General features: G+C 64.8%; 7 protein-coding genes. 3 read left to right on the top strand and 4 right to left on the bottom strand.

The features are described 5' to 3' along the window. Positions 1-162: 162 nt before the first annotated feature. The gene (locus JQN68_RS05940; protein WP_225071501.1) at positions 163-2,802 is read left to right on the top strand and encodes a bifunctional diguanylate cyclase/phosphodiesterase; all 2,640 of its coding nucleotides are present in this window, start codon (positions 163-165) and stop codon (positions 2,800-2,802) included. Positions 2,803-2,843: 41 nt separating this feature from the next. Here the strand turns inward: JQN68_RS05940 and ptsP are convergent, their stop codons facing one another. The 4 genes from ptsP to JQN68_RS05960 all read right to left on the bottom strand — a co-directional run bounded on the left by ptsP (position 2,844) and on the right by JQN68_RS05960 (position 9,536). Then, complete coding sequence (gene ptsP, locus JQN68_RS05945) at positions 2,844-5,195, bottom strand: phosphoenolpyruvate--protein phosphotransferase (RefSeq protein WP_225071500.1); 2,352 nt, start codon at positions 5,193-5,195, stop codon at positions 2,844-2,846. A 61-nt stretch (positions 5,196-5,256) separates the two neighbouring features. Then, positions 5,257-7,536, bottom strand: a complete 2,280-nt coding sequence (locus JQN68_RS05950) for a [Fe-Fe] hydrogenase large subunit C-terminal domain-containing protein (RefSeq protein ID WP_249621055.1) — start codon at positions 7,534-7,536, stop codon at positions 5,257-5,259. 68 nt (positions 7,537-7,604) lie between these two features. Then, on the bottom strand, positions 7,605-8,591 hold the full coding sequence (locus JQN68_RS05955; protein WP_225071498.1) for an ABC transporter ATP-binding protein: 987 nt from the start codon (positions 8,589-8,591) through the stop codon (positions 7,605-7,607). Beyond that, entirely contained in the window at positions 8,592-9,536 is a 945-nt protein-coding gene (locus tag JQN68_RS05960; protein ID WP_225071497.1) for an ABC transporter ATP-binding protein, read from the bottom strand. 178 nt (positions 9,537-9,714) lie between these two features. On the opposite strand from JQN68_RS05960, the gene JQN68_RS05965 reads away from it, so the two are divergent. Both JQN68_RS05965 and JQN68_RS05970 read left to right on the top strand, forming a co-directional pair. Further along, a complete protein-coding gene (locus tag JQN68_RS05965; protein WP_225071496.1) occupies positions 9,715-11,991 on the top strand; it encodes a Tex family protein in 2,277 nt (758 codons plus the stop codon). Positions 11,992-12,170: 179 nt separating this feature from the next. After that, complete coding sequence (locus JQN68_RS05970; protein WP_225071495.1) at positions 12,171-13,040, top strand: PHP domain-containing protein; 870 nt, start codon at positions 12,171-12,173, stop codon at positions 13,038-13,040. Positions 13,041-13,096: the final 56 nt, after the last annotated feature.

Here is a 13,096-nt window from a genome sequence, read left to right on the forward strand (position 1 = left end):
CCTTCCGAAAAAATCCCCGTTTTGGAAATTAATCGTTTTTGCAAGATTGACTTTGACAAACCTAATCCTAGGATTGTATTAATTGGCCTTGTCCATACTGCAGCACCTTGTCGGGTGGGCAGTGTCGCCGGATGTTTTTGACCACCATCGCGGGAACCGGATATGACCATTCGCTGGAAATTGCTCATCGGCGTTGCCTCACTGCTGGCGGGGTTGGATCTGCTGCTGCTGGCTCTGGGGCAGTGGTACTTTCTCCCGACCTATGTCGATCTGGAACAGCAACTGGCCCGTGAAAACCTGGAACGGGGAGTCTCGGTCTATGGAGAAAACCTGGCCGGTATCTTTCGGCCCGTGCGGGATTGGGCCATTTGGGACGATGCCTACCGGTACATGCAGGAGGGCGACTCGCGTTTCATCACCTCCAACCTGATTGACAATTCCTTCGAAGCACTGCGTCTGAATGTCATCCTCTTTCTGGATGAACAGGGCCGGCCCGTGGCGGGCCGGGGGTTTGATCTTGAGAAAGGGGAGTTACGTCCGATCCCCGCCGGGCTGTTGGCGGAAATCGGCCGGGACAATACCTTCTGGAGTTTTCGGGATGCTTCGCAGTCTCTGCAAGGGCTGTTGGTGCTGCCGGAAGGTCCTTTGCTGTTGGCGGCCCACGCCATTCTGCCGGGAGACGGTTCGGGCCCGGCGCGGGGCGCGCTGCTCATGGGACGGTTTCTGAATCGGGAAGAACTGGCACGCTTGGCCGAGCGATGCGGCCTGCAATTGGATTTTGCAGCGGCCGAACCCGCCGCTTTCCGGCCGGAGCAGGAGGGGTGGATTTCCGGTTCCGTCGAGGTGCGCCTGTGGCCTTTGGATGGGGCTCGGTTGCAAGGTCTTTTTCTGCTGCGGGATGTATATGGCGGCCCGGCCCTCGGGTTGACGGCCCTGCTGCCGCGATCGGTCTACAATAAGGGCCGACAGACCATCGTCTATTTCAACGTCTGGCTGCTGGGGGTCAGCCTGCTGGCCGGGGTGGTGCTGTACCTGGTCTGGGATCGACTGCTGGCATCACGGGAACGTCAACGGGAGAGCGAACAGCTGTTTCGGCATATCTTCCAGGAATCGACGGACGGCTTTTTCCTGTGTGACGAACAGGGCCGGGTCATGGACGTCAACCGCCGGGCCTGGACGCGCCTGGGCTATCGGCCGGAGGAATTGCTGCAGTTATCCTGGGAGGATATCGGTACCACCCTGCCGCTATCCAAGCTGCTGACGGCCATGGAGAGCGGCAGCGGCCAGGTGGAACTCATGGTGCGCTGCCGGGATGGTTCCAGTTTCCCGGCCCACATCGGCATCAGCCGGGTCAAATCCAACGGCCGCTGCTATTTTTTCATCCTCATGCGGGATCTGTCCGAACAACGGGAAGCGGAGCGCATGCTCCGGGAAAACCAGACGCGGCTGGATTTTTTGGCCTATCATGATGTCCTGACCGGTTTGCCCAACCGGGTGCAGGCCTTCGAGCGTTTGGCCCAATCCTTGGACCGCGCTCGCCGGCAGGGCACCATGGTTGCCCTGCTGTTGCTCGATCTCGACCTGTTCAAAAACATCAACGATGCCCTGGGTCACGATACGGGGGATGAAATCCTGGTGGAGGTCGGCCGTCGTCTGGAAAAAATCGTTCGCGAGAGCGATTTCGTCGCCCGCTTCGGCGGCGACGAGTTTCTGGTCGTGGTGGAAGGCATCACCGATCTTCCTGCCGCCCGGGCGGTGGCCCATAAGGTTTTGGTCAGCATCGCCGAGCCTTTCAGCGTTGGCGAACAGCATTTCTATTTGACCGGCAGCCTGGGCATCAGTCTTTATCCCCGCCATGCCCCCGACGCCCAATCCTTGTTGAAATGCGTGGATACCGCCATGTACCAGGCCAAGGAGCAGGGCCGCAACAGTTTCCAGTTCTATACGCCGTTGATGCACGCCGACCTGAATTCCCGGCTGGCTCTGGAAAACGACCTGCGCCAGGCCCTGGAGGCAGGGCAGTTGTCCGTCCACTATCAGCCCCAGTACGACCTGCAGACCGGGCAGCTCATCGGGCTGGAGTCCCTCGTGCGTTGGCAACACCCGGAACGTGGCCTGCTGATGCCTCGGCAGTTCATTCAGGTGGCGGAGGAGTCCGGCCTGATTGTTCGCCTCGGTGAGGAGATTCTGCGTCAGGCCTGTCGACAATCCATGCAATGGCAGGCACAGGGGTTGCCGCCCCTGCCGGTGGCGGTCAATATTTCCGCCCGGCAGTTCAGTCAGCCCGTGTTTGTCGATACGGTGGTCAAGATCCTGGAAGAAACTGCGCTGCCGCCCCATCTGCTCGAACTGGAACTGACCGAAAGCATGCTGATGCAGAGCGTAACCAGTACCGTGGAACTGCTCGGCGCCTTACGGCGGATCGGCGTCCGTCTGGCCATCGATGATTTCGGTGCCGGCTACAGTTCCCTCAACTACTTGAAGCGTTTTCCCTTCTCCCGCCTTAAGATCGACCAGAGTTTCGTCAGCAATCTGGTGAGTGATGCCAACGATGCCGCCATCGTTGCGGCCATCATCGCCCTGGGGCGCAGCCTGCGGATGGAAGTCCTGGCTGAAGGCATCGAAACCGTCGAGCAACTGGAGATTGTGCGTCGGCTCGGATGTCGTCAGGGACAGGGCTATCTGTTCGCCCGGCCCCTCGATGCAGCGGCGACCGAGGCTCTGCTGCTCCAGGTGCGGGCCGGCCGGGGACTGGTCATGGCTCTGCTGACGGACACCGAACCCTCCTCCCGGAATCCCTGAACCGGAGTCCGGCGGTCCGTTGCCGGCCATGGACGGTCTCCTCAGGAATCCGGATCGGCGTCCGGGAGGCTGTCGAGTACGGTTTGCAATTCGGTGCGAATCTGCCGGCTGTCGCTCAGCTGCAGCACCCGCCGCGCCGTCTGCCGGGCAATCTGGCTGGAAAGGCGTCTCAAGAGAGCCTTGGTACGAGGAATAAAGGGTGCTGCCATGGAAAATTCCCGTAATCCCAGCCCGAGCAAAAAAATGAAATTCAGCGGATCGCTGGCCATTTCCCCGCACAGGCAGAGTCCTTTGCCCTGTTCTACGGCGACCCGGGTGACCTGGGCCAGAGCCTGCAACACCGCCGGGTGCAGCGGATCATAATAGCGACTGACCAGCGGATTGTTGCGATCGGCGGCCAGCAGGTACTGGATCAGGTCGTTGGTGCCGAGGGCAAAGAAATCCACCTCCCGGGCCAATTGCGCGGCCAGCTGCACGGCCGCCGGCACTTCCACCATGATGCCCAAGGGCAGTTCGGCGGCGCAGGCGATGCCTTCCTGTTCCAGTTGCCGCCGCGCCTCCCGCACCACCGTCTTGCAGGCCTGGACTTCCTCCGAACCCGAAATCATGGGGAACAGCAGTTTCACCGGGCCGTGCACGGCCGCCATGAGGATGGCCTCGATCTGGGTGCGGAAGATGTCCCGGTTGTCCAGGGAGACGCGTACCGAGCGCCAGCCCATGAACGGATTGTCTTCACGGGGGGGCGTAAAATAGGGCAAACCCTTGTCGCCGCCGATATCCAGAGTGCGAATGGTCACCGGTTGCCCCTGGAAGCCCTGCACCACCCGCGCATAGAGCTGGTACTGCTCTTCGCGGCTGGGAAAATCCGAGCGAATCATGTAGGGAAACTCCGTGCGATACAGGCCGACTCCGGCGGCGCCGTTGCGCAGGGCGACCGCTACGTCGCTGAGCAGGCCGATGTTGGCACGCAATTCCACCGATACCCCGTCGGCCGTCACCGCCGGCAGATCGCGAAACTCCTCCAAGCGGTGCAGTTCGCGGCCGGCATCCTCCTCCAGTCGCCGGTACTCCTCCAGCACCCGGGCCGGAGGGTTGATGTGCACCAGTCCGGAATTGCCGTCCAGCACCAGGTGATCGTCCGGGGCGATGTGCTGCAGGGCGCCCTTGACCGCGACCAGAGCCGGAATGCCCAAGGATTTGGCCATGATGGCCGCGTGGGAATTGCGTTCGCCGGCTTCCGTCAGCAGACCGCGAATCATCTGGTGGTCCAGCATTGCCATGTCCGAGGGCAGAATCTCGCGGGCCACCAGGATCCCGGACGCCTTTAGCTGCAACGGCAGAGGATCGTCCCCGGCCAGATTGGCCGCCAGCCGGCGGCCGATATCCTTGAGATCCGCCGCCCGTTCCCGCAGATAGGGGTCCTCCATCTTTTCGAAGGCCTCGATATATTGGCCGACCACCTTTTTGAGGGCGAAACGGGCGCTGTGGCGCTGGTCGATCTGGTCACGCAGGCGCTCCTGAAAGGTGCGGTCCTCGAGGATCATCAGATGGGTATGAAAAATGGCGGCATCCTCCTGGGACAGCCGCTCCGCCACCCGCTTTTCCAGGAACAGGGTCTGGATCAGGGTTTTTTCCAGGGCCGCTTCCAGCTTACGGTGCTCACCTGCCGGGTCCACCAGATGTTCGTCGAGAATGTCGGCCAAGCCGTCCTGGCTCATGAGCACCTGGGCCGGGCCGGAGACCAGACCCGGATAGGCGACGACGCCGCGCAGTACGGTCGTGGCGGCTTCACCGGTCGGTTCCGCCGTTTCGCTGCGGGCTTCGCCGGCCAGGCGCAGAGCTTCGGCATAGCGGCGTGCCTCGGCCTCCTTGCGGTGAATGGAATCCAGCAGCCGGGCATTGACGACGATGGAGGAGACCTGGAAGGCGATGGTCGACAGCAGGCTGATTTCCTCGCCGCTGAAGCGGCGCGGCTGCCGGGTCTGCACCACCAGCACGCCGATGGGTGCGGCGCGGTCCAGCAGCGGGATGCCGAGAAAGGAGTGAAAGCGTTCTTCGCCGGTTTCCCGGAAATAGCGGAAGCGGGGATGGTCCTGGGCTTCTTCGATGGCCACGGCGCGCCGCTCCTCGGCTGCCAGGCCGGTCAGACCCTCGCCGATTTTCATGGTTACCTGACCTACGGCCCGCCGCGACAGTCCCTTGCTGGCGCGCAACCGCAAGGTCTGTTGATCCTCCTCCAGCAGGTAGATGGAGCAAACCTCCGAACCCATGCGCCGGGCCACCATGGCGACAATGTTGTTCATGGTTTCAGTCAGATCGTGGGAGCGCAGGATCAGAGCGCTGATATCTTCCAGGGTGTGCAGATCAAGACGGGGAGTGGTTTTTCGGTTCATGAGCATTTCCCGGGCATGAAATGATAATGGCAACAAGGGCCTGACCGCCAAAGCGACGGACTCAGTCGTTCCCTTTACGGGGCGCGCCCCTCGGACTCTCCCGCCGCTGCAGGCCATGCCGTTCCAGCAGGCGGTAAAAGGTGCGTCGCGGCAGATTGGCGCTGCGGGCCGCGGCGCTGACGTTGCCGTTGTTTTCGTGCAGAAACCGTTCCAGAAGACTGTGCTCGATGCCCTGCAATTGTCGATCGCGGCTGGCACGAAAGTCCCGGTGGCGCTCCGCCGAGTCCGCTGCCGGACCGGCGGTTGGCAAGAGGGGCAGGTGCTCCGCCCGGATGGGGGCGCCGTCGGCCAACTGTGCCGCCCGCTCCAGAACGTTGGCCAGTTCGTAGAGGTTGCCCGGCCAGTCATGGCCCTGCAGAATCTTTAGCACCGCCGGTTCCATATCGGACACCTGGAGGTGCAACCGTTGCGCGGCTCGTCGCAGCAGGGTCCGGACCAGTTCCGGCAGGGAGTCCCCCCGGGCTCGCAGGGGCGGCAGGTTCAGGCTGCAGAGGCTGAAATGCACATACAGGTCGCGGTTGAACCAGCCCTCCTGCAGGCCCGCCTCCAGGTTGCGCGAGCTGGTGGCCATCAGCCGCACGTTCAGAGGCTGCTCGATTTTGCCGCCCGGCAGGGAAAAATGGCTGCGGTCCAGGACCTCGGCCAGAAAAGATTGGATTTCCGCCGGGGCATCGCCGATTTCCTCCAGCACCAGGGTGCTGCCGGAGGCCATCAGCAACAGCCCGCCGGGCGGTTCGGAACCTTCGATGCCAGGTGCGTCCGGTCCGCGCAGCATGCGCAGCAACTGCTCGGCAGTCCGGCCGCTGCAATTGACCATCGCCATGGGCAAAGCCGCCCGCGGGCTGCTGTCATGGATCAAGCGTGCCAAGGTCTTCTTGCCCGTGCCGGGCTCGCCCCGCAGCAGCAAGGGGCTCTCCGTCGCCGCCAGTTCCCGGCCAATCTGAAGCAGTTTTCGGGTTGGCGCGTCCCGGGCCACCAGGTCGCCCACCTGTTCCCGGCCGGAGAGGACCAGCCGGGCCAGCTGGTAGCGCTGCTCCATCTGCCGGCTCTGGGCGCTCAGCCGCTTGATGAACCAGGGCCGGCACATGTCCTCGCGGGCCAGCCCCCGGCAGACCGCCGCGGCATGCTCGCGGCAGGTCGGATAACCGCAGGCGCCGCAGTTCAGCTCATCCCCTATGGCATACTTGTCGGTGGCCTGCAGGATGCGGCGGATATGTTCGCCATCGGGCAGATCCCGCGCCGGATGGCGGTGGGTAAAGCGGCGCTGCAGGTCGGACCGGGGGAGTACATCATCGACGCCGATTTCCCCGGCAGGTTTGGCCGTGGCGGCATAGTGCCGGATCAAAGGCGCCCGGGCAAAAGCGCTCAGCCGGCTGCCGCCATCGCTGCCCGCCAGGCAGCCGCCCCGACACCAGCGCAAATCCACCAAACGCGGGTGGATACGGCCTGCCGCCAGGTCGCGCAGGATTTCCAGGACGTTGTCCGCGCCTTCGGCGCTCAGCACCTCGGGGTCACTGGCGGTCCCGAGTCCCAGTACGGACAGGGCCGCGGCCGGCAACGGGAAACGCCGTCCCAGGCCGCCGGCCGGCCCGGAAAAGTCTTCCTCCCCAAGGCGCTGCGGGGTATGGCCGGCATCGCTCAGCAGCAGATTGAGCTCGGCAAAGGTCAGGGCGGCATCGACGGAATCCGCAATCTGGTCGTCGGCCATTTCTCCTTTGGTGGCGAAACAGGAACTGATGAGGACGATGCGCGGGGTCTGATCCAATGGCTTGCGGATCAACCGGGCCGCCGCCACCAAGGGGGTAACCACGGGCAGCAGATGGCGCAGCAGTTGCGGAAAATGGCGTTCCACCAACGCCACGACCGCCGGGCAATGGCTGAGAATGCAGGGCGGTTGGCCCTGGGCGCTCAGCAGGCCCGGCACCACCCGGGCCAGCAGGTCGGCCCCGACGGCGCCCTCATGAACCCCCTGAAAGCCCAGTTGGCGGATGGCTGCCACCAGGCGACCAGGCTGCCAGTCGCCGTAGAAAGCCGGAAACGCCGGACCAAGCACGGCCACCGTCGGTTCGCGCCGGTCCAGCAGGCGACGCACGCGCTGCAAGGCGCCACCGGCGGTACGCGCCTGGGGACTGCAGGCCTGCAGGCAGCGGCCGCAGGCAATACAGCGTGCCGGGTCGGTGGCGGCACTGTCGGCCGACACCCGGATTGCCTTGACGGGGCAATGGCGCACGCAGGCGTGGCAGGCGCGGCAGCGGTGCGGATCGGTCTGGATCAAACCCATGGGAAGCAGCTTTCTGGCAGGTTGTAGCCGCTGATAGTCCACGCCCGGCAGGGAGTTGCCACGGCCGTTCAAATTCGGAAGCGGCCGACTTCCGAGCTGAAATGGCAGGCCGCCAGATGGCCGCCGCCCTGGTCGGCCAGGGGCGGTCGCTGTTCCCGGCAGAGGTCCCGGGCATAGGGGCAGCGCGGATGGAAGTGGCAACCCGGCGGCGGCGTGATGGGCGAGGGGGGCTCGCCGAGCAGACGGGGAGCCTGGCGCCGCAGCTTGGGGTCGGGTACCGGCACGGCGTTGAGCAGGGCTTCGCTGTAGGGATGGCGCGGCGCGCGGTAGAGGTCCGTGGCCGGCGCCAATTCCACCAACCTGCCCAGGTACATCACCGCCACCCGGTCGCTGATATGCTCGATGACCGAAAGGTCGTGGGCGATGAACAGGTAGCTGAGTTCGAACTGCTGTTGCACGTCCTGCAGCAGGTTGATGATCTGGGCCTGGATGGAGAGATCCAGTGCCGAGACCGGTTCGTCGGCGACGATCAGGTCGGGACTGACGGCCAGGGCGCGGGCGATGCCGATGCGCTGGCGCTGACCGCCGGAAAATTCATGGGGGTAGCGATCCAGATGCTCCGGCCCCAGGCCCACGGTTCGCAGCAGTCGCAGCACCTCCCGCTGCAGTTCGGCGCCCTTGGCCAGGCCGTGAATCCGCAGCGGTTCGCCGATGATGGCGGCCACCGACTGGCGCGGGTTGAGGGACGAATAGGGGTCCTGGAAGATCATCTGCATGCGACGGCGCTCTTCGCGCAACGACCGGGCCGAGAATTGCAGCAGGTCGCGCCCGGCGAACAGCACCTGGCCGGAATCCGGTTCGACCAGTCGCAGGATGGCTTTGCCCGTGGTCGATTTACCACAGCCCGATTCCCCTACCAGGCCCAGGGTTTCGCCGCGCCGCAAGGTGAAGGATACCCCGTCCACCGCCGTCAGGCGCAGCCTTTTGCCGGCCAGGGGTGTGCCACCGACGTTGAAGCTTTTGTGCAGGTCACGAACCTCGAGCAAGGTCTCCATTCACAGGCTCCAGCAGCGGACCAGGTGGCCCGGTTCGACCTCCTGCAGCGGCGGCAGTTTGCCCTCCTGCAGGCCGAAGGGCGGCGGGCAGAGATCCAGAAAAGTGGCGGCGTCATGGCTCTCGACGCGCATGGGCGTCTCCAGGCGCCGGCGTTTTTCCCCCAGACGCGGCAGGCAGGCCAGCAGGCTGCGGGTGTAGGGATGGCGGGCCTGTTCGAACAGGGTGAGGGTGGGCGCGTATTCCATGATCAGGCCGCTGTGCATGATGGCCACCTGGTCGGCGCTTTGGGCGACCACCCCCAGATCGTGGGTGATGAGCAGGGTGGTCATGCGGTACTGTTCCTTGAGTTCATTGAGCAGGGCCATGATCTGGGCCTGGATGGTGACGTCCAGAGCCGTGGTCGGTTCGTCGGCGATGAGCAGGCGCGGATTGCAGGCCAGAGCCATGGCGATGACCACCCGTTGCCGCATGCCGCCGGAGAGTTGATGGGGATACTCGTCGCGCCGCCGGCGCGGTTCGGGAATGCCGACCTTGCTCAGCAGTTCTTCGGCGCGCTCCAGGGCTTCGCGGCGTTTCAGGCCGCGATGCACCCGCAGCACCTCGGCGATCTGTTCTCCGATCCGCAGCACCGGGTTGAGGGAGGTCATGGGCTCCTGGAATACCATGGCGATGTGATCGCCCCGCACCCGCTGCATCTCGTGGGGCGGTAGCAGTCGCAGGTCCTCACCGCCGAACAGGATCTGGCCTTCCACCACCCGGCCCGGCGGGGGCACCAGGCGCAGCAGAGACAGGGCGGTGACCGATTTGCCGCAGCCCGACTCTCCGACCAGGGCCAGGGTCTGCCCCTCTTCAATGGCGAAATCCACCCCGCGCACTGCCTTGACCAGGCCGCCGCCGGTAAAAAAATAGGTGCGCAGATTGCGGACGTCGAGCAGTGGCGCCATGGAAACTCCCCGGAAAGGTGTCGGAGCTCAATCTACCCGGAAGCGGGCGAGCGGTCAAGTGATCCCGCCGTGGAACACTTTCCACGGATGGCGAATAGTTACACCCAACCTTCCCCTGTCCGGCCCGGCGTGGTACAATCGGCCCCTTCAATCCACCACAGCAAGGAGTTCCCATCCCATGTCCCTTGATGATATCCAGTTGTCCCGGGTTCTCGCCTTTCTGATCGAGGAAACCGGACTGCAGCCTTTTCAGGTGCAGCAGACCGTGGCTCTGTTGCGCGAGGGGGCCACGGTGCCCTTCATCGCCCGCTACCGCAAGGAACGCACCGGCGAACTCGATGAGGTCCAAATCCGCACCCTGGCGGACCGTTGTGCCTATTTCAGCGAGTTGGAAGAGCGCAAGGCGACGGTGTCGGCCACCATCGACGGCCAGGGCAAGCTGACCCCGGAGTTGCGCGCGCGCATCGAGGCGGTGCGGCAGAAGAACGAACTGGAAGATCTCTATCTGCCATTCAAGCCGCGTCGCCGGACCCGCGCCACCATCGCCCGGGAGCGGGGGCTGGAACCCCTGGCCGATCTGGTGGCCGCCCAGTCCCTGACCGCGGGTCGGCCGGAAGAGGCCGCGGCGCCCTTTGTCCATCCCGAAGGGGAGGTGCCGGATGCCGCGGCGGCCCTGCAGGGGGCGGCGGACATTTTGGCCGAGCGGCTCAGCGAGCAGGCCGAGGTGCGGGCCTGGGTGCGCCGCATCACTTGGGAGCAGGGGGTGTTCTGTTCCAAGGTCGCCCCTGAGCAGGTCGGCCGGGTCAGCAAGTACGAGATGTACTACGAACATCGCGAACCCTTGCGCGAGGTGCCTTCCCACCGCATGCTGGCCATGCGCCGCGGTGAGAAGGAGGAGGTGCTGCGCCTCGCCATCGAAGCTCCCGAAGAGGCTATTGTCCAACACCTGCGTACTTTTCTGGTGCAGCGGCCGAGTATTTTTCAGAACCTGCTGGCCGCCGTGGCCGAGGATGCCTATCGGCGGCTCATCGCCCCCTCCATTGAGGTGGAACTGCGCCTGCAGGCCAAACAGCAGGCCGACGAGGCGGCCATCGCCGTGTTCGCCGCCAACCTGCGCAATCTGTTGTTGCTGCCGCCGGCCGGCGGCCGAAGGGTACTGGGGGTCGATCCGGGGCTGCGCACCGGATCCAAGCTGGCGGCGGTGGACGGCACCGGCCGCTTTCTGGCCGAAGCCACCATCTATCCCCATGCCGGCAAGGGCCGGGTGGACCCGGCCCGGCAGACCCTGTTGAGCCTGCTGCGCGACCACGAGATGGAGATGATCGCCATCGGTAACGGCACCGCCGGCCGCGAAATGGATCTCTTCGTCCGGGAGACCCTGCGCGAGGCAGGCATGGATCTGCCGGTGGTGATGGTCAACGAGGCCGGTGCCAGCGTCTATTCGGCCTCCGATATCGCCCGCGAGGAATTCCCGGATCTGGACGTCACCGTGCGCGGCGCCATTTCCATCGCCCGGCGTCTGCAGGACCCCCTGGCGGAACTGGTCAAGATCGATCCGAAGAGCATCGGTGTCGGCCAGTACCAGCACGACGTCAGTCAAACGGCCCTGAAAAAGGCCTTGGACGAAACGGTGGAAAGCTGCGTCAATTATGTCGGGGTGGATCTCAATACCGCCTCCTGGGCGCTGCTGTCCTATGTCTCCGGCATCGGCGAGTCCCTGGCGCGGGCCATGGTGCGCCGGCGGGAGGAGCAGGGCGCCTTTGCCTCCCGCAGGGAACTGCTGCAGGTGCCGCGTTTCGGGCCCAAGGCCTTCGAGCAGGCGGCCGGCTTCCTGCGCATCCGCAACGGCACGGAACCCCTGGACAACACCGCCGTCCATCCGGAGAACTACGCCGCGGTGGCGGCCATGGCCGCCGATCTCGGTCGCTCCGTCGCCGCCCTGGCCTCGGATCCCGCGGCCGTGGCGGGTATCGATCCGGCCCGCTACGTGACCGCCACCGTCGGCCTGCCGACCCTGCGGGATATCCTTGAAGAACTGAAAAAGCCGGGCCGCGATCCGCGGCGCCGTTTCGAAACCGTTGCATTCCGTGAGGATATCCGGGAAATCACCGACCTGCAGGCCGGCATGATTCTGCCCGGCACGGTGACCAACGTCGCCGCCTTCGGCGCCTTCGTCGATATCGGCGTGCATCAGGACGGCCTGGTGCATGTCAGCCACCTGGCGCACCGCTTCGTCAAGGATCCGGCCGAGGTGGTGCGGGTCGGCGATGTGGTACAGGTCAAGGTGCTGAGTGTCGATGCCGTGCGGCGGCGCATCGGCCTGTCCATCAAGGAGACGTTGCCCCAACCGGTCGCGGGTTCGGCCGGCGGCAAGCAGCGTGCCCCGCAAGGTGGCCGTAACGCCGCCGATACCGCCGGCTGGGAGCAGGCCGGGTTCCGGGTGCGGCGCAAGTAGCCGATATTTATTCAGGGGTCTCTATTCAGCAGCCGCAGAAAAGGGACTCGGGGCGCCCACGCCGAGGGACGCATGAACCCATCCCTGGGGCTTGGCCGGCGCCATCCGGGCGCCAGACACCCTCGGCATGGACACCCCGAGACCCTGTGCTGAACATTTACCTTTCAGGGAGTTTTGCCATGCCACGCTGGGTCGATCTGCACCTGCACAGCACCTGTTCCGATGGCCGTTTTCCACCGGCGGAAGTCATCCGTCAAGCCGCCGTCGCCGGCCTTTCCGCCGTGGCCCTGACCGATCACGACAATGTCGACGGCATCGACCAGGCCCTGGCCGCCGGCGCCGTCCTGGGGGTGGAGGTGCTGCCGGCGGTGGAATTGTCCGTGCAGTGGGAAACCTGGGAGGATATTCACATCCTCGGCTACGGCATCGATCATCACCAGCCGGCCCTGACCGCTGCTCTGGCCGAGTTTCGGGCCTTCCGCGGCGGACGTAACGAGCGCATCGTCGCCAATATCAATGCCCGCCTGCAGGAGGAAGGGCGGGCGCCCATCGACTTCGCCGAAGTCCGGGCGCGGGCCGCCGGCACCCCCGGACGCCCCCATATCGCCCAGGTGCTCATGGAGCGGGGTTACGTCGCCGGCCAGGAACAGGCCTTCCATCAGTATCTGATCCCCTGCAACGAGCCCAAGCGGTTTTTCCCCCTGCAGGATGCCATCGACCTGCTGCACGGCGCCGGCGGCGTGGCGGTGCTGGCCCATCCCTCCTACATCAGCGATCAGCGCGCCGAGCTGCTGCAGCTGTTCGATGCCTTTGCCGTCCTGGGGCTGGACGGCATCGAGGCCTACAACAACCGCGCCACCAATGACGACATCGACTGGCTCATCAGCCAGGCCCGCCGTCGGCGACTCATCGTCACCGGCGGTTCCGACTATCACGGCATCCCCGGCACCGAAATCGTCATCGGCGGCGGGCGCGGCAACCTGCGCATTCCCTACAGCTGTGTCGAGGAGATCCGATCCGCCCTGAAGCAAGGCTGCCGTCCTAACTGATAAACAGCTGAATCTTTTTTTCATCATCCCCTTCTGATTGGAATAAAAATCCATTC

The organism is Desulfuromonas sp. CSMB_57 (assembly GCF_020194955.2).
Classification (GTDB): Bacteria; Desulfobacterota; Desulfuromonadia; order Desulfuromonadales; family Syntrophotaleaceae; genus JAFCIY02.

What these genes read in the sequence shown, in the direction of transcription:
- JQN68_RS05940 (WP_225071501.1), top strand. Translation starts at nt 163, where the DNA reads ATGACCATTCGCTGGAAATTGCTCATCGGCGTTGCCTCACTGCTGGCG.
- ptsP (WP_225071500.1), bottom strand. Translation starts at nt 5,195, where the DNA reads ATGAACCGAAAAACCACTCCCCGTCTTGATCTGCACACCCTGGAAGAT.
- JQN68_RS05950 (WP_249621055.1), bottom strand. Translation starts at nt 7,536, where the DNA reads ATGGGTTTGATCCAGACCGATCCGCACCGCTGCCGCGCCTGCCACGCC.
- JQN68_RS05955 (WP_225071498.1), bottom strand. Translation starts at nt 8,591, where the DNA reads ATGGAGACCTTGCTCGAGGTTCGTGACCTGCACAAAAGCTTCAACGTC.
- JQN68_RS05960 (WP_225071497.1), bottom strand. Translation starts at nt 9,536, where the DNA reads ATGGCGCCACTGCTCGACGTCCGCAATCTGCGCACCTATTTTTTTACC.
- JQN68_RS05965 (WP_225071496.1), top strand. Translation starts at nt 9,715, where the DNA reads ATGTCCCTTGATGATATCCAGTTGTCCCGGGTTCTCGCCTTTCTGATC.
- JQN68_RS05970 (WP_225071495.1), top strand. Translation starts at nt 12,171, where the DNA reads ATGCCACGCTGGGTCGATCTGCACCTGCACAGCACCTGTTCCGATGGC.